The organism is Citrobacter amalonaticus Y19, assembly GCF_000981805.1.
Taxonomy (GTDB): domain Bacteria; phylum Pseudomonadota; class Gammaproteobacteria; order Enterobacterales; family Enterobacteriaceae; genus Citrobacter_A; species Citrobacter_A amalonaticus_C.
The window spans coordinates 1296465-1313317 of record NZ_CP011132.1 but is presented as its reverse complement, the minus strand read 5'-3'; the positions used below and the strand labels follow the sequence as shown (position 1 = coordinate 1313317).

Genomic DNA, 16853 nt, shown 5'->3' with positions numbered 1-16853 from the left:
GACTGGGAGCAGTCTGGCCTCAGCTTACATCCGGTAGCCCAGAGAGACGGTGGTACGTCTGTCCGTGTGCTCCGGTGCAGTCTCCGGCGGTTCGGAGTTCCACGTCACGTTGTAGGCCACTTTCAGGCCAAAGTGCTCATTGATTGCCACATTCAGCGCCGTCTCGGAGTTCAGCGTGGTATCTTCAGCACCAAACACCGACACGCCTTGCGTGAATTTGGTGTTGTCTGAAATCTGCCATGCATACGCACCAGAGGCATAGCCCAGCGGCTGCGTTTCTGTGGTGCCATCAGTATGCTCGTCGTAACGTACGCCCGGACCAAATTCAAAACGGAAGCTATGTACGGGACCGTTAAGAAACTGGCGACCATAACCGGCGGTGAACACGTCGCGCTCACGGTAGCCGTTATAACGGTCCGTCAGCCAACTCGCCTGGCCGAAAAGGTAGTCATAATCGGTCACGTTGTAACGACTACGACCGCCAACCGCATATTTCTCTGAAGAGCGTTCATCATTGGAAGAGGTGTTGCTCGCGTTCCCCCACAGTGACCAGGCCGTTGCTTGCCCGTACCAGGTCATGGTCGTGTCCGCGGTCAAAGAAGAACTTTTCGTGTTGCCTGACTGCGCAAGGTAACCGGCGTTGAGATTGCCTTCGAAGGGTTTCTTCGCACTTGAGGGGTCATCCATGACAGTAAAAACGGAATCATCGGCAGTTGCATACATTGACGCAAACACGCCCCCCGCCAGCAGAACGGCAGCGGGAACTGTCTTTAAAAGCTTCATTTATAAAGAGTCCGTACAACAAAAAAAGAGACCTTTACGGTCCCGGAAACTTTCAGAGGGATCAATGACAAACGCCCCAGGAAAGGTAACAAATTATAAAAAGGCTCGAATAACATAGCAATGAATTCTTATTTCATTTTTTGAATAAGAGAGCTCTCAAAGCAATTAAATATTTATATAACTTTACAGCAAATAAAATAAATAAACTTTAATTAATCATATTGTTAATGACTTCACTTTAAGGCTATTCGGTGCCAGACTGAACGCAGCCTAACAGGAGGTAACGATGGTACGTATCTATACGTTGACGCTTGCGCCCTCTCTCGATAGCGCAACGATCACCCCGCAAATCTATCCCGAAGGGAAACTTCGCTGTACTGCCCCGGTATTTGAACCTGGCGGCGGTGGCATTAATGTCGCCCGCGCCATTGCCCATCTGGGTGGAACGGCAACCGCCATTTTCCCCGTCGGCGGCGCAACCGGTGAGCATCTGGTCGCGCTACTCGCCGATGAAAACGTTCCGGTAGCGACCATTGATGCAAAAGACTGGACGCGTCAAAACCTGCATGTTCATGTCGAATCCAGCGGCGAGCAGTATCGTTTTGTCATGCCCGGCGCGGCATTGAATGACGATGAGTTTCGCCAGATAGAAGAACAGGTGCTGGAGATAGAATCCGGCGCCATTCTGGTTATCAGCGGCAGTTTACCGCCGGGTGTCAAAGTCGAAAAACTCAGCCAGTTAATTACCGCCGCGCAGAAACAAGGGATCCGCTGCATTATTGACAGCTCCGGCGACGCGCTGACGGCCGCGTTAGCCATTGGCAATATTGAACTGGTCAAACCCAACCAGAAAGAACTGAGCGCGCTGGTTAACCGCGAACTCACCCAGCCTGATGACGTGCGCAAAGCGGCGCAGGAAATTATCCGCAGCGGCAAAGCGCAGCGCGTTGTCGTCTCCCTCGGTCCTCAGGGCGCGCTGGGCGTGGACAGCAAAACCTGCGTGCAGGTTGTCCCACCGCCGGTTAAAAGCCAGAGCACCGTTGGCGCGGGTGACAGCATGGTGGGGGCAATGACCCTCAAACTGGCTGAAGGCGCCTCACTTGAGGATATGGTGCGCTTCGGCGTTGCGGCCGGTAGCGCCGCGACCATCAACCAGGGCACGCGCCTGTGCTCGCACGACGACACGCAAAAAATCTACGCCTACCTTAGCCAGCCGTAATGATTTCCCCCTCTTTTCGAGGGGGAATGTCGCCCAAACCTGTCGGCATACGCGTTCACCGTCTATGCTACAAACTCATGAGATTACAAAGGGGTGTCAAATGGCCAGTGGGGAAATCACCCGATATGTTATTACTATCACGTTCCACGAGGACTCCTTAACGGAAATCAATGAGCTGAACAACCATCTCACCCGAGCCGGTTTTCTGCTCACCCTCACGGATGATGACGGGAATGTGCATGAGCTGGGGACCAATACTTTTGGGCTGATTAGCGCCCAGAGTCCGGACGAGGTTAAAGCACTGGCCGCGGGGCTGGCTGAAAGTGCGCTGGATAAAGTGCCGGAAGTCAGCGTTGTGACCTGGGAAGAGTGGGATCTCAGCGGACAATAAATGCCATTACCATGAAAACACGTCCACGGTGTGCGTTAGTTCGTGTTTTTTAACCGCATCTTTGCGCTAACCTTATGATCTGGCAGACAACATGGGGAGAGACATCATGTGGCAGGCTATCAGTCGTCTTTTAAGCGAGCAACTCGGTGAAGGCGAAATCGAACTGCGTAACGAACTGCCTGGCGGAGAAATTCATGCCGCGTGGCATTTACGCTATGCGGGACGCGATTTCTTCGTTAAATGTGATGAACGAGAACTGCTTCCCGGCTTCACGGCAGAAGCCGATCAATTAGAACTGTTATCACGCAGCCATACGGTGACGGTCCCCAAAGTGTGGGCGGTGGGTGCGGATCGTGATTACAGCTTTCTGGTGATGGATTATCTCCCTCCCCGTCCGCTGGACGCGCATAGTGCGTTTATTCTGGGGCAACAACTTGCCCATCTGCATGAATGGAGCGATCAGCCGCAGTTTGGGCTGGACTTCGATAATGCGCTCTCGACCACGCCGCAACCCAATGCCTGGCAGCGCCGCTGGTCTACCTTCTTCGCCGAGCAGCGCATTGGCTGGCAACTTGAACTGGCGGCGGAAAAAGGCATTGCCTTTGGCAATATTGACGCCATTGTCGAACATGTGCAGCAGCGTCTCTCCTCTCACCAGCCGCAGCCCTCTTTGCTGCACGGCGATTTGTGGTCCGGGAACTGCGCGCTCGGGCCAGACGGTCCGTATCTGTTTGATCCGGCCTGTTACTGGGGAGACAGAGAGTGCGATCTGGCGATGTTGCCGCTGCATACCGAACAGCCGCCGCAAATTTATGACGGTTATCAGTCGGTATCGCCGCTGCCGTTAGATTTTCTCGACCGGCAACCGGTCTATCAACTGTATACCTTGCTCAACCGGGCAAGACTGTTTGGCGGTCAGCATCTGGTGATTGCACAGAAGGCAATGGACAGACTGCTCGCGGCGTAATCATGGTTGATATCAACAGGCCGCCGGATGGCGGCCTTTTTGTTCAGACAAATCCCAGCAGTGAAAAGAACACATAGCCGAGAACGATGATAATCACCGGCAGGATGTAGAGTGGGAAAAACTGCAGGAAAATCGTGTGATGCGGCACCACAATGCGCGACGCAATCTGCTCGCGAGACAGCCCTTCACTGCCCTTGGCTTTCTCCAGAATTAACTGGTCTTCAACGCCTTCACGTAAAAACCGCGCCTGGCGGCTCATGCGCGCACCGGAATCCTGCATCGCCAGTCCGATAAAAATCAGCGCAAAAATCAGCCAGAACATAATATTCAGGCTATTCTGAAAATCCGGCGTCGGCGAGTTGTACCAGAAGAGGTTCAGAAACGGGGTATTCACTCGCATCATATCAATCATGACATGGGTAAAATCGAGCATCACCGCGTTAATCCCTTCCTGCTTTTCGCTGTGCGCGTACATAAATTTCAGGGCTGAAATCAGCGTGGAGAGAAGCGCCGGGATAAATATCACCCATCCTACGATCCTTTTTAACACTGCTATGCGTCCAGCTTGTTGATACGTCATGAGTTCCCCTTGATGAAGACGCGTCGTTTTGGCTTAAGTCTACCTGCTGATAACCCTTTTCGCCCGATCTTTAAAAACGTTATGATAGCGGCTAACGCTGAATACCCTACATTTAATGCTCAACAGGAGAGGTTGTAATGTCAACCCCGCGTCAAATTCTTGCGGCAATATTCGATATGGATGGATTACTGATTGATTCCGAGCCGCTGTGGGATCGGGCTGAACTGGATGTACTGTCCAGCGTCGGCGTCGATATCACTCGTCGTCACGAACTCCCGGATACGCTGGGGCTACGCATCGATGTGGTTGTCGATCTCTGGTTTGCTCAGCAACCGTGGAACGGGCCGAGCCGCCAGGAGGTCACCGACCGCGTCATTACCCGCGCGATTGGCCTGGTTGAAGAGACACGTCCGCTGTTGCCAGGCGTCAAAGACGCTATCGCGTTGTGTAAAGCACAAGGTTTGAAGGTGGGACTGGCGTCAGCGTCCCCGCTGCATATGCTGGAAAAAGTTCTGGCGATGTTTGACCTGCGGGAGAGCTTTGATGCCCTCGCCTCGGCGGAAAAACTGCCCTACAGCAAACCGCATCCGCAGGTTTATATCGATTGTGCGGCAAAACTGGGCGTCGACCCGTTGTGCTGCGTCGCACTGGAAGATTCCGTCAACGGCATGGTGGCGTCTAAGGCCGCGCGGATGCGCTCCATCGTCGTGCCGGACAAAGAGGTGCGACACGATCCGCGCTATATCCTCGCCGACGTCAGGCTCAATTCACTTACGGAACTGACTGTCGCCGATTTGCGCGGCTAACCGGGAACGGGCAATGGCGACATTGCCCGTTTCGGCAGATAACCAATAAATTTAAAACAACGTTTCATTTTAATTGTATTCCTTCCGCTCCTCTCCTATCCTTATTTCAGGGCACATAACAGATAAAAACGGATAGCCGAGGTCATTATGATTCTGGATGCATTTCGTCTCACAGGTAAAGTCGCCATCGTCACCGGTTGCGATACCGGACTTGGACAAGGGATGACGGTTGCACTGGCGCAAGCCGGTTGCGACATCGTCGGCGTGAACCGCAATCTCCCTCATGACACCGCCGCCAAAGTGGACGCGCTGGGACGGCGCTTTTTCGCCATTCAGGCCGACCTGAGCCAGCAGGAGGTTATCGCGGATGTTATCGCCCAGGCGGTTGAGAAATTCGGTCGCATCGACATTCTGGTGAACAACGCCGGGACCATTCGTCGCGAAGACGCGCTCAGTTTTACTGAAAAAGACTGGGATGACGTGATGAATCTGAACCTCAAATCACTCTTCTTTCTCTCCCAGGCCGTGGCGCGCCAGTTCATCGCTCAGGGTCTGGGCGGCAAAATCATTAATATCGCCTCAATGCTGTCGTTTCAGGGCGGGATTCGCGTCCCGTCCTATACGGCCTCAAAGAGCGGCGTGCTGGGCATTACCCGATTATTAGCCAACGAGTGGGCACCGCATCAGATTAACGTCAACGCCATCGCTCCCGGCTACATGGCGACCAACAATACCCAACAACTGCGGGAAGATGCCGGGCGCAATCAAGAGATTGTCGATCGCATCCCGGTGGGGCGCTGGGGAACGCCAGAGGATCTACAAGGCCCGGTCGTTTTCCTCGCATCACCCGCGTCGGATTACATCAACGGTTATACGCTTGCCGTCGATGGGGGTTGGTTAGCGCGATAAACGCGCATTATTGACAAAGAGTTACAACGTCACCACTTCCGCCCACTGTATAAAAATCCTATACTGTACGAATTCACAGTTTATCAGGTTTTATCATGACGGCGGAAGGTCACCTCCTCTTTTCAATTGCCTGCGCGGTGTTCGCTAAAAACGCGGAGCTGACGCCCGTGCTCGCGCAGGGTGACTGGTGGCATATTGTTCCCTCCGCGATTCTGACCTGTCTGTTACCGGACATCGATCACCCAAAGTCATTCCTCGGTCAGCGCCTGAAATGGGTTTCGAAACCGATCGCCCGGGCGTTTGGTCATCGCGGATTTACCCACAGTCTGTTGGCCGTCTTTGCGCTGCTGGCCACCTTCTACCTGAAGGTGCCGGAGAGTTGGGTCATCCCCGCCGACGCCTTACAGGGCATGGTGGTGGGCTATCTGAGTCATATTGCTGCGGATATGCTGACGCCAGCGGGCGTCCCTCTGCTCTGGCCCTGTCGCTGGCGCTTTCGCCTGCCGATTCTGGTCCCGCAAAAGGGCAATCAACTGGAACGATTTCTCTGCATGGCGCTGTTTGCCTGGGCGGTGTGGATGCCACAAACCTTGCCCCAGAACAGTGCAGTTCGCTGGTCATCCGATATGATTAACACGCTGCAATGGCAGTTCAATCGCTTTATAAAGCATCAAATCGACCAGTAAAACAGCGGAAATCGCGTTTTTGGCATAAACAATTCCATTTGAATATAAGAGCCAGGTCACAGTTCTGCTAACCTTGCGACAACAGGATCGCTGTGACTCAGCGGGACGAATAATAAAATCAGGAGAACGGGGATGAATTTTCCATTAATCGCGAACATCGTGGTGTTCGTCATTCTGCTGTTTGTGCTGGCGCAAGCCCGCCACAAACAATGGAGTCTGGCAAAGAAAGTACTGGTCGGTCTGGTCATGGGCGTGGTCTTTGGCCTTGCGCTGCACACCATTTATGGCTCTGACAGCCAGGTACTGAAAGATTCCGTTCAGTGGTTCAACATCGTCGGTAACGGCTACGTTCAACTGCTGCAAATGATCGTCATGCCGCTGGTATTCGCCTCGATTCTGAGCGCGGTTGCCCGTCTGCATAATGCCTCTCAGTTGGGCAAAATCAGCTTCCTGACCATCGGTACTCTGCTGTTCACTACGCTGATTGCCGCACTGGTCGGGGTGCTGGTGACTAATCTGTTTGGTCTGACCGCCGAGGGTCTGGTTCAAGGCGGCGCAGAGACAGCGCGTCTGAATGCCATTGAAACCAACTATGTCGGTAAAGTGGCCGATCTCAGCGTCCCACAACTGGTGCTCTCGTTTGTCCCGAAAAACCCGTTTGCCGATCTGACCGGCGCGAACCCCACCTCTATCATCAGCGTGGTGATTTTTGCCGCCTTCCTCGGTGTCGCGGCGCTGAAATTACTGAAAGATGATGCGCCAAAAGGCGAACGCGTGCTGACCGCTATCGACACCCTGCAAAGCTGGGTGATGAAACTGGTCCGCCTGGTCATGCAGTTAACGCCTTATGGCGTCCTGGCGCTGATGACCAAAGTGGTGGCCGGTTCCAACCTGCAGGACATCATTAAGCTGGGTAGCTTTGTTGTCGCCTCATACCTCGGCCTGGGCATTATGTTCGTCGTCCACGGCGTGTTGCTGGGCGTGAATGGCGTGAGCCCGCTCAAATACTTCCGCAAAGTGTGGCCGGTTCTGACCTTCGCCTTCACCAGTCGTTCCAGCGCAGCCTCTATCCCGCTGAACGTGGAAGCGCAAACCCGTCGTCTGGGCGTGCCGGAATCTATCGCCAGCTTCGCCGCCTCCTTCGGCGCGACGATTGGTCAGAACGGTTGTGCTGGTTTGTATCCGGCCATGCTGGCCGTCATGGTGGCGCCGACGGTTGGCATTAACCCGCTGGATCCGGTCTGGATTGCAACGCTGGTCGGTATTGTTACCGTCAGCTCCGCCGGGGTAGCCGGTGTCGGTGGCGGCGCCACGTTCGCGGCGCTGATTGTTCTGCCAGCAATGGGCCTGCCTGTCACTCTGGTGGCGCTGCTCATCTCCGTTGAGCCGCTGATCGACATGGGTCGTACCGCGCTGAACGTCAGCGGTTCGATGACGGCCGGTACGTTGACCAGCCAGTGGCTGAAGCAAACCGATAAAACCATTCTGGATGCTGAAGACGACGCCGAACTGGCGCATCACTAAGTATCCCAAAAACAGAAAACCGCCCTTCGGGGCGGTTTTTTTATACCGGAATTAATCCGCTATTTCGTTTTCCTGACGAACCTGATTTGCCCAGCGCTGGGCCGATTCCGCCTCGCTAAACGTCGGCGAACGGTGGAATGACTCCCCCATTAAGACAAACGCGACATACTTCCCGCGCAAGATCCACACGTCACGAAACGCGTCCATTTTTATCGCATGTTCGGGCGGTGCAGGTTCAACACGCGGAACATAGCTAATAACCGGGCGATTTTGTTGGCGAAGAGGTTTCATCATTAATTGCTTCACTAAGACAAATTCAAAAATCAGAAAAGAACTATCTTAGCCGATTTTACCCCTGCACGTCCTGCACCGGGCGTGCGTTTGCGCAGGCGATAACGAAATTAACAGGGCGGGAGAGGGAAAATGAAAACAAGAACACGGCGATGGGCAAAAAAAAGCGGCGCACCACGCGCCGCAAACTCAGGAGTCAGACATCAAGAAAACTGCCCAGACGGTAGCCGCGTTCCGCAATCGCATACTTGAGCGATGCCGAGGTCAGCACGTCCAGCTCAGTCAAACGGGGGTAACAGTAAGCGCTCTGACGGATGGTATCGTCGACAAACGCCGGGTGACACATGACTTCCAGTGAGGATTCTCCACGCTTTGCGGAGTCATCGAGAACATGAAGAAACAACGCTTCAGTAATTTCTTCCCCATAAAACTCACTGCTGAATCCCTGCGAACTGCGCAGCGTCGCCGGAAGATCTGCCGCCTGAAACACCGACTGGCGGTCAATGCGCAGTGCAACATTGCGCTCTGCGGCAAAACGCGCAACAAGGGGGAAGAGTTGCGGGAACATATGCACATGGTGATGACTATCCAGATGCGTAGGCTCCCGCCCGAACAGGTCGATGAAACGCTGATACTGACAGGCAAGCTCACGGGCGATGTCGTCCAGTGGCAACGTATCTTCCTCAGCCATCTGCCAGATCCATTTTCCCAGACGCCCTTCACGGGTTAATCCCGGCATCTCGGTCAGAGGTTTTCCCAGCGTCAGAACAAAGTGCATGCCCACCGCCAGCGTCGGCAGGTCACGGCTTAACGTGACCGCATGCTCAATGGCATCACCGTTTACCAGCGCCGTGGTCGACGTCACCACGCCGTGGCGACAGGCCTCCACGATGCCGTAGTTTTGCCCTTTGCTCAGGCCAAAATCGTCCGCGTTTACAATCAATAAGCGTTCCATAGCCAACCTCTTTAGTGTTGTGCGCCTTTCAGCTTCGCGATGCACCCGGCAAAGTTTGGCAACCACTTTTCGTGCGCCAGAATCAGTTCACGCGCCAGACCTTCTGCGTCGTGATCCGAATGCACCAGCGGACTCAGGTTCAGCGCCAGCAGCACATCGTTAAACTCACCGCTCAGCGCCGCATTGCTGGCAGCCACTTCAAAGCCTTTGATGGTATAGATCAATCCCAACACTTTCTCGTCAAAATGGGTAATGCGCGGCGTCGGCGTAGCCCCGTCGCGGCCCAGCGTACAGGTCATCTCTACCGCCCAGTCAGCCGGAATGTTATCAACGTGACCGTGATGCGGAATGTTGACGTAATGTTCGGTCTGCTTGTCATTGAAAATCGCATTAATGACTTCACAGGCGGCGTCAGAGTAGTATGCACCGCCGCGCTGTTCCAGCTCCTTCGGCTTGACGTTCAGTTCCGGGTTCTTATACAGATCGAACAGCTGTTTCTCGACCTTCTGCACGATTTGTGCCCGCGCGCCGCCCTTATAGTATTCACCCATCTCGATCGCCAGCATCTCTTTTTGCTTGAAGTAGTACAGCAGATACGAGCATGGCAGCAGATTCAGAGAACGAATCAGCCCTTCGCTGAACGGCAGATCGAAAATGTTTTTCACCGTCGACGCTTTAAGCTGACCCGAGGCCACGCCGTCCAGCAGTTCGGCAAAGCGTGACTGACCATTGACGATCACATCTTTGATGAACACCATGTGGTTGAGACCAAACAGGTCGATCGACAGGTTGTCACTCTCTTTCAGCGCCAGCACATCGTGGATGAACATCTTCATCCCTACCGGAATGTTGCACACGCCAATAAAGCGTTTGAAGTTCGTATGGCGATAGACTGCCTCAGTGACCATGCCGGCCGGGTTGGTAAAGTTAATCACCCAGGCATTCGGGCACAACGCTTCCACGTCTTTAATGATGTCGAAAATCACCGGGATGGTACGCAACCCTTTGAACAGGCCACCGGCACCGTTGGTTTCCTGTCCCAGATAGCCGTGGCTCAGCGGAATACGCTCATCCAGTTCACGCGCTTTCAACTGTCCTACGCGCAGTTGCGTAGTCACGAAATCGGCATCTTTCAGCGCTTCACGGCGATCCAGGGTCTTGAACACCTTCATCGGCACGCCGGCTTTTTCAATCATGCGCTGGCAAAGTTGGTAAATGATATCCAGTTTTTCTTCGCCACCTTCGACGTCAACCAGCCACAATTCGGAAACCGGCAATTCGTGGTAGCGCTTAATAAATCCTTCCAGCAATTCCGGGGTGTAACTGCTCCCGCCACCAATGGTGACGACTTTTAATTTCTGGCTCATCGTTTCTCCCTTCAGTGCTTAACACTGGCGTGAATGATGCTCTGCCCTCTGTCAGGTATGACGCAGGCGTCCCGCGTCAATAATGGGCAAGCGTAAACCTGGTTGTTGAGTAAAAAAATTACTGATTATATTGCGTGAGTTTTTTTCTGTAGCTATTAGGCGTAAATGACGTCATTTTTTTAAACGTCTTAATAAACAGGCTTGGACTACTGTATCCCGCTTCATAGGCAATATCCGTTACGGAATAGTTCGTCATCTCCAGCTGTTTCTTGGCAAAGTTGATGCGAATTTCATTAATCAATTGCATCGGCGTTTTGCTGTAATAACGCTGAGTCGCTCGCGTCAGGTATTCCTGAGATTTGGCGGACAGGGAAACCATATTTTCCAGAGCATTCTCGCCAAACTGCGCTTTATTATGCATGGTTTCCACGGTGGCTTTCAGCCACTGCGGAATATCATCAAGAACCTGTTCTTCACGATAATGGCGCAGACGGTTGATAATGTAGAAGGTGACCACTTCGACAAACTCTTCCAGTCCGGTATCACGAAAGTTGAGCGACGCGATAACCGTCTCGACATAGGTTAAAAATGCGCTGTTGGTGCGATAGACCTGCGATGCCACAAAACAGAACGGCATGAGCGGGCTGTAGTGCTGTTCAAAAAAACGTTTACTGATACCAACGTTGAGAATACGCGTTGCGCCGAACTCGTAGAAGCTCTGATGGTGCGACCCGAGCGGGACAAACACAAAATCGCCCCGTTCCAGCAGCACGCGTTTACCGTTGATCTCCTGGTAATAGCGCCCCGTGAGCACCAGCGTAAATTCATAGTAATCGTGCTGATGCAGTCCGCAGGCGCTCTCTGTCTTGTTGTAGATAAAGACATGGAAATTTTTACCGTTAAACAACTGTTGTTCACGGGCAATGGTGATTTCCGGTGCGGTAGCCTGTAGTTGCATCATCGACTCCTTACTATTTCAGCTTCTCATGAAGCTCAATCAACTCTGTCACCAGTTCGCGGGCCAGCATTGACGTCATCAGGTGATCCTGCGCGTGAACCAGAACCAGACTGACTTTCATTTTACCTTCGCCCTGATCGCCTTCAATCAGTTTCGTCTGCACCAGATGCGCTTCATTCAGCGCCATGCGCGACTGCTCCATCATCATTTTCGCCGCGTCGAAGTCGCCCTGCTTCGCCTGCTTCAACGCCGCGTAGGCCAGACTGCGCGCCTGCCCGGAGTTGATAATAAGCCCCATCACCACTTCTTCGAGCTCTTCGGCTTCGGCCTGCGTATCAGTAATATTATCGAGATCCATCATAAATCATTCCTCTTTGACGGCCCGGCATGCGTTGCCACATGCCGGGTTAAACTTAAAATTTCAGTGCATTAGCGATATCTTCTTCGCTCTCTTCCTTGTCGATAACGTTCTGCGCATTGTTTGCAACCACCACGAACGGCAGGTAAATCAGGGTCGCAATCCCTAAGTTGAACAAGGCGACCAGCAGAGCAGCAACGCTGCCGTTGGTGTTAAAGAACGCCCCCAGCCCGGTCGGCATGGTCCACGGCGCGATGTTAGTTATCGGCGGGATGATACCCAGGTAGTACGCTATCAGCGTAATCGCGGCCAGAATCGGTTGGACCAGAATGAACGGAATGAACATCACCGGGTTCATGATGATCGGCAGACCAAACAGAATCGGTTCGTTAATCTGGAAGAGACCAGAAGGTAACGCCAGCTTCGCCACCTGGCGATAATCCGCACGGCGAGAGGCGATGAAAATCGCGAGGATCAGACCCAGCGTTGCGCCGCTGCCGCCGAGGAAAATATAGGAGTCGAGCATCGGCTTGGCCCAGACGTGGAACGTCTTACCGGCAGCGAGCGCGGCATCCACTGAACCATACTGCTGATAGATAGAGATGTTTTCCAGCGCCCACGGCGTCATGATGCCGCTGTCCAGCGCCGTCAGCGCAAGCGATCCGTGGATACCGAAGAACCACAGCAGCGGAACAAAGAGCACGTACGCCCAGCCAACCACGCTGCCCAGCGATGCCAGCGGTGTAGAGATGGTATCCATAATGATCTGGTGGAAGTTGGTTCCCCAGGTCGTCAGCGCCCAGGCGATGATCCCCATCACCGAGAGGATAATAAAACCCGGAATCAATGCTGAGAATGAACGGGAGACGGATGCCGGTACGCTATCGGGTAATTTGATTACCCAGTTGCGATGAACAATAAAGGTAAACATTTCCGCGACGACCAGACCGATAATAATACCGGAAATGATATTCGCGCCGCCCAACCAGTTCGCCCCTACCGCATAGGCTTCGCCCACGCTGTAAGGCGTTACGGTCATAAAGGCCGCAACCGATAACAGACCGGCCGCCAGGGAGTCGACTTTGCGTTCTTCCGCCAGTGCCATACCGATAAAGAATGGCGCCATCAGTGACATAATGCCTAACGTACCGTTATAAACGTTTCCGCCGATGCCTTTCAGACTATTGAGATTTTCAATAGTTGATGCATCCAGCCGAACGCCGAGGGAATAAAAAAATGACCCCTCCCCAAAGCTCAGGAAAACGTTATTGATTAATACAAACATGGCCCCCGCGAGGGTTAATGGCATTAAACGAATAAAGCCGTTTTTGATTGCATTAACGTGTGGCTGCTTTCCTATTTTGACAGCAAAAGGAAGGAGTACCTTTTCAAGTGAAGCAATGACGTTACTCATAGAAAAATACCCTTAAAAACCGCAATTGATTATTGCGGTATATGTAAATGAAATAACTCTTTGACGGGAAAATTTAAAATATTAATTTGCAGCGGCTTTTTTAATTGCTGCAACCGCAGCCTTAAGCACGCCTAAACCATCGACTTTGCCATACAGCAGCGAGTCAATCACTTCTACAGGTTTGTTCGGTAACAAACGCTGAATTTCGGGCAACATATAAGCAATTTGCGGACCTAATAATACCACGTCGGCGTCGGGTCCTTTTTCTCCGGCAAGCGTTTCCGGGAATGCATCAATAATAACCGGGACTTCGTACTTTTCCGCCTGCGCGCGCATCTTTGACACTAACAAAGAGGTAGACATACCCGCAGAGCAAAACAGATAAATGTGTTTCTTTTCCATTCAGACATTCCTCATGTGCGATTATCTGTCAACCAGACACGCCGCAAGCCTCAACCTGCATCTATGTTCTGGACAACCTGCGTAACCGGAAAACTTATTTCTGTGTCTGAAATGAGTATACGGCATCGCACCTGTTGATGGTATTTCCTTGACCAACTAAATTGTCTCTCATTGACCTGGCGTTATGACACCCCTCACACTTCGGGTAAATAATTCGCATCAATAAATAAGATCATCTTCGTTACAAAAAAACCGGCGCAGTGGCCGGTTTGTTGAGCTGTTCAGGCAATAGACAGTTATGACTACTTCGCTGCCTGCGGGTCGGTGTCGTACTCAGCGCAGCTCTGGTAGCCTGAGTTGATAACATGGCCGGTATCATCCAGCGCCACGAAATAGGTTTCCGCTTTACCATCACGTTGACCCAGGATGTAGGTCTGGCAGGTACCGCGAGCATGGATCATGCTCACCTCAGACGACGGTTTCCCGGCAATCTGCGCAACCTGCGCGCGGCTCATGCCTTTTTTCACATCTTTGACCACAGGCTGGACAAATTGGTCTTTCGTACGATCGTACGCCGTACACCCTGCAAGCATTGTTAATACCGCCGCTGCACTGAAAATTCCTGCAATAGTCCTGTTCATTTTTCGTCCTCTTTCTAATCAGCATGTTATATAAGCCTGGAATAGAATCTGTTATTTTTCAAGCTAACGCTTAGCGCGCGAATGTTTCGCCAGATTCCGTTCAGGCGGCAGGATGTCGTTTTAAGCACCACTCAGCCTGTGTTCTCTTGTCGTTTACACAGCAAAGGGTTAGCTTAAACACGGTCTGATTTTATTCTTTTATAGTGGGAGGGGGTAAATGACTCTGCAACAAGAGATCATCAAAGCGCTTGGCGCAAAACCGCACATTAATCCAGAAGAGGAAATTCGCCGCAGCGTAGATTTCCTGAAAGCGTATCTACAACGCTATCCCTTCCTGAAAAGCCTGGTGCTGGGCATCAGCGGGGGGCAAGACTCGACGCTGGCAGGTAAACTGTGCCAGACCGCTATCAGCGAACTGCGTGCTGAAACCGGTAACGACGCGCTGCAATTTATCGCCGTTCGCCTGCCCTATGGCGTCCAGGCTGATGAGCAGGATTGTCAGGACGCCATCGACTTTATCCAGCCAGACCGCGTGTTGACTGTGAATATCAAAGGTGCCGTGCTGGCGAGCGAACAGGCCCTGCGGGAAGCCGGTATTGAACTGAGCGATTTCGTCCGTGGCAATGAAAAAGCCCGTGAGCGCATGAAGGCGCAGTACAGTATCGCGGGTATGACCAGCGGCGTGGTGGTGGGTACCGACCATGCGGCAGAGGCCATCACCGGTTTCTTCACCAAGTACGGCGACGGTGGTACGGATATTAATCCGCTATTTCGCCTCAACAAGCGCCAGGGGAAACAACTGCTGGCGGCATTGGGTTGTCCGGAGCACCTTTATAAGAAAGCGCCTACCGCCGATCTCGAAGACGATCGCCCTTCTCTGCCGGATGAAGCCGCGCTGGGCGTGACCTATGAAAACATCGATGACTATCTGGAAGGAAAAGCGGTGGATGCCGCCATCGCGAAAATCATTGAAGGCTGGTATCTGAAGACGGAGCATAAGCGCCGTCCGCCGATTACCGTGTTTGATGACTTCTGGAAGCAATAAAAATGAACCCGCCAGAGGGTGCGTCCCTCTGGCCTGCACGCAGAAGTGAGCCATGCGTCGCCGTCATTGAACGTCGTCCGGGGAGTACCCCCGCAGCCAGGTTATCTCGCTAAACAACAGTTTTCCCTCCGCTTTCAGCAGCCGTAGCGTATGTTTTCCGTCGTGCCAGCAGGCGCCCTGATCCGCCGTCAGCAGTTTATCGCCCAGTTGCCAGGCACCGCTAATGACAAATACCACGCCACCGCGCGAGCCAAAGGTCGTGAAGGTGCGATCGGCCACCCGAACTTTCGCCTGGCAGGCGTCACGCCGGGTCATGATATTAAAATCCATCGACATCTGCCCTTCCGTGAGTTTGGCTTTCACCACGCGCTCACCGGCAAACGTAAACGGCTGATGCTGCTTGAGGGTGTGGCTGAACGCCCCCTGGCTTTCCAGCGTCACTTCGCTGCCTTCCAGCAGAGTGATCACCCGCTCAACACCTGGAAAGAGCGAAAATTCGCCATTACCGGCGATAGAAGCAATGCTGGCGCGCCAGTGAAAGTCGCGGGTCGCCGGAGGAAAACAGCAAATTTCACGCGTTTCACCGGCGCCGTTGCGCCAGAGATTGACCGGCATCTTGCGGATATCAAAGTATTGCATCATCACTCCTGATAAACATCATGCAACATAATAAAGCACAACGTCGTTATCGGCAGCCACGATGATTTTCCTTAGGGTCAGACAAAGAAAAAACCGCCGATCCTGCCCATCGCCTCAGTGGAGAGGATGGACAAGACCGGCGGTCTTCGAATAGGTCTGCTAAGCGATTACTCAGCAGGTACAGGCATTTTACCGTCACGCGCCGGACGTTCTGTCAGACGCTTCTCAAAATTGGCATTAAATTGTTTTTTCTGTTCCGGGGTCAGAATGTTGTAGATCTTATTCTGCGTTTCCATGTGTGCCAGCATATTGGCTTTGCGCTGCTCTTCCATCTTCGCAATCTGCGCTTCTGCCTTCGCTTTATCGAAGGTATCGCTGGCGATGATGTCGTGCATTGCGCGGCGTTCTTCAACTGGCGGACGCTTCATCTGATCACGCTTGTCCTTCATGATGTCGCGGATCTGCTGTTTCTGAGCATCGGTCAGGTTCAGGTCTTTAAACATCATGTCATGATGTGGACCAAATTTGCCTTTATGTTGCATCATCGGTTTGGCGTCTGCCGGCGCAGCGGTGGTATCCGCTGCATGAGCCAGGTTCGCAGCGCCCAGCGCCAGCCCAGAGGCAACAAACAGTGCAGTTAATTTACGCATAATCTTTATCCTTCCTTTCAGTTATTTTACGGCTTTCTTGTCACCTCCGAAGAAGTACAGCGCCGTGTTGACGAGATTAACTTTACCGACTTAATCGTCAATTAGTCAGAGCATCGGTAAAACAATGAAAGTGTAAAAAACATTTTTTCGCCAATTGTGGAGAAAAAAAGAAATTATGGTGAAGAGTTGAAAGGAAAAATGACAACAACATGATTTTACAGGGAATATGAAGAACTATACCTGAGTAGTGATGATAAATAAAGCAGTT

20 protein-coding genes are annotated in these 16853 nt (G+C 52.6%); 8 read left to right on the top strand and 12 right to left on the bottom strand.

Annotation, left to right across the window (positions count from 1 at the left end; genetic code table 11):
• Positions 1–24 precede the first annotated feature (24 nt).
• Positions 25–783 (bottom strand): YdiY family protein, encoded by a 759-nt coding sequence (locus tag F384_RS06030; protein ID WP_046479722.1) that lies wholly within the window; start codon positions 781–783, stop codon positions 25–27.
• Between the two features lie 286 nt (positions 784–1069).
• Here F384_RS06030 and pfkB point away from each other — a divergent pair, with 286 nt between their 5' ends.
• The 3 genes from pfkB (at position 1070) to F384_RS06015 (ending at position 3360) form a co-directional block, all read left to right on the top strand.
• Complete coding sequence (gene pfkB, locus F384_RS06025; protein ID WP_042319380.1) at positions 1070–2002, top strand: 6-phosphofructokinase II; 933 nt, start codon at positions 1070–1072, stop codon at positions 2000–2002.
• 100 nt (positions 2003–2102) lie between these two features.
• On the top strand, positions 2103–2393 hold the full coding sequence (ghoS, locus tag F384_RS06020; RefSeq protein WP_046479720.1) for a type V toxin-antitoxin system endoribonuclease antitoxin GhoS: 291 nt from the start codon (positions 2103–2105) through the stop codon (positions 2391–2393).
• 106 nt (positions 2394–2499) lie between these two features.
• Positions 2500–3360: a fructosamine kinase family protein gene (locus tag F384_RS06015; protein WP_046479718.1), complete on the top strand. Its 861-nt coding sequence runs from the start codon at positions 2500–2502 to the stop codon at positions 3358–3360.
• A 43-nt stretch (positions 3361–3403) separates the two neighbouring features.
• On the opposite strand, the gene F384_RS06010 is transcribed toward F384_RS06015, so the two are convergent.
• Complete coding sequence (locus F384_RS06010; protein ID WP_046479717.1) at positions 3404–3940, bottom strand: YniB family protein; 537 nt, start codon at positions 3938–3940, stop codon at positions 3404–3406.
• Positions 3941–4077: 137 nt separating this feature from the next.
• Between F384_RS06010 and hxpB the strand changes: the two genes are divergently transcribed.
• The 4 genes from hxpB (at position 4078) to tcyP (ending at position 7865) form a co-directional block, all read left to right on the top strand.
• Positions 4078–4746, top strand: coding sequence for a hexitol phosphatase HxpB (gene hxpB / locus F384_RS06005; RefSeq protein WP_046479716.1), 669 nt, complete (start codon positions 4078–4080; stop codon positions 4744–4746).
• A 147-nt stretch (positions 4747–4893) separates the two neighbouring features.
• Positions 4894–5655 (top strand): 2-dehydro-3-deoxy-D-gluconate 5-dehydrogenase KduD, encoded by a 762-nt coding sequence (gene kduD / locus F384_RS06000; RefSeq protein WP_046479714.1) that lies wholly within the window; start codon positions 4894–4896, stop codon positions 5653–5655.
• Positions 5656–5750: 95 nt separating this feature from the next.
• Complete coding sequence (locus tag F384_RS05995; RefSeq protein WP_042319395.1) at positions 5751–6341, top strand: metal-dependent hydrolase; 591 nt, start codon at positions 5751–5753, stop codon at positions 6339–6341.
• A 132-nt stretch (positions 6342–6473) separates the two neighbouring features.
• Positions 6474–7865: a cystine/sulfocysteine:cation symporter gene (gene tcyP, locus F384_RS05990; protein ID WP_046479710.1), complete on the top strand. Its 1392-nt coding sequence runs from the start codon at positions 6474–6476 to the stop codon at positions 7863–7865.
• A gap of 51 nt (positions 7866–7916) precedes the next feature.
• On the opposite strand, the gene cedA is transcribed toward tcyP, so the two are convergent.
• The 8 genes from cedA to osmE form a co-directional block, all read right to left on the bottom strand.
• Positions 7917–8171 (bottom strand): cell division activator CedA, encoded by a 255-nt coding sequence (gene cedA / locus F384_RS05985; RefSeq protein WP_080949888.1) that lies wholly within the window; start codon positions 8169–8171, stop codon positions 7917–7919.
• Between the two features lie 181 nt (positions 8172–8352).
• Positions 8353–9111: a chitin disaccharide deacetylase gene (gene chbG, locus F384_RS05980; RefSeq protein ID WP_046479707.1), complete on the bottom strand. Its 759-nt coding sequence runs from the start codon at positions 9109–9111 to the stop codon at positions 8353–8355.
• Between the two features lie 11 nt (positions 9112–9122).
• The gene (locus tag F384_RS05975; RefSeq protein WP_046479705.1) at positions 9123–10478 is read right to left on the bottom strand and encodes a 6-phospho-beta-glucosidase; all 1356 of its coding nucleotides are present in this window, start codon (positions 10476–10478) and stop codon (positions 9123–9125) included.
• Positions 10479–10596: 118 nt separating this feature from the next.
• A complete protein-coding gene (chbR, locus tag F384_RS05970) occupies positions 10597–11439 on the bottom strand; it encodes a transcriptional regulator ChbR (protein WP_080949887.1) in 843 nt (280 codons plus the stop codon).
• Between the two features lie 10 nt (positions 11440–11449).
• Complete coding sequence (gene chbA, locus F384_RS05965) at positions 11450–11797, bottom strand: PTS N,N'-diacetylchitobiose transporter subunit IIA (protein WP_046479704.1); 348 nt, start codon at positions 11795–11797, stop codon at positions 11450–11452.
• 52 nt (positions 11798–11849) lie between these two features.
• Positions 11850–13208 carry a PTS N,N'-diacetylchitobiose transporter subunit IIC gene (gene chbC, locus F384_RS05960; RefSeq protein WP_046479702.1) on the bottom strand — a complete coding sequence of 453 codons (1359 nt, stop codon included), beginning with the start codon at positions 13206–13208 and terminating at the stop codon, positions 11850–11852.
• A gap of 81 nt (positions 13209–13289) precedes the next feature.
• Positions 13290–13610: a PTS N,N'-diacetylchitobiose transporter subunit IIB gene (chbB, locus tag F384_RS05955; protein ID WP_046479701.1), complete on the bottom strand. Its 321-nt coding sequence runs from the start codon at positions 13608–13610 to the stop codon at positions 13290–13292.
• Positions 13611–13912: 302 nt separating this feature from the next.
• Entirely contained in the window at positions 13913–14251 is a 339-nt protein-coding gene (gene osmE / locus F384_RS05950; RefSeq protein WP_042319412.1) for an osmotically-inducible lipoprotein OsmE, read from the bottom strand.
• Positions 14252–14468: 217 nt separating this feature from the next.
• Here osmE and nadE point away from each other — a divergent pair, with 217 nt between their 5' ends.
• On the top strand, positions 14469–15296 hold the full coding sequence (nadE, locus tag F384_RS05945) for an ammonia-dependent NAD(+) synthetase (protein WP_046479700.1): 828 nt from the start codon (positions 14469–14471) through the stop codon (positions 15294–15296).
• A gap of 63 nt (positions 15297–15359) precedes the next feature.
• On the opposite strand, the gene ves is transcribed toward nadE, so the two are convergent.
• Both ves and spy read right to left on the bottom strand, forming a co-directional pair.
• Entirely contained in the window at positions 15360–15935 is a 576-nt protein-coding gene (gene ves, locus F384_RS05940; RefSeq protein ID WP_046479698.1) for an environmental stress-induced protein Ves, read from the bottom strand.
• Positions 15936–16102: 167 nt separating this feature from the next.
• A complete protein-coding gene (gene spy / locus F384_RS05935) occupies positions 16103–16585 on the bottom strand; it encodes an ATP-independent periplasmic protein-refolding chaperone Spy (RefSeq protein ID WP_046479696.1) in 483 nt (160 codons plus the stop codon).
• Between the last annotated feature and the right edge of the window lie 268 nt (positions 16586–16853).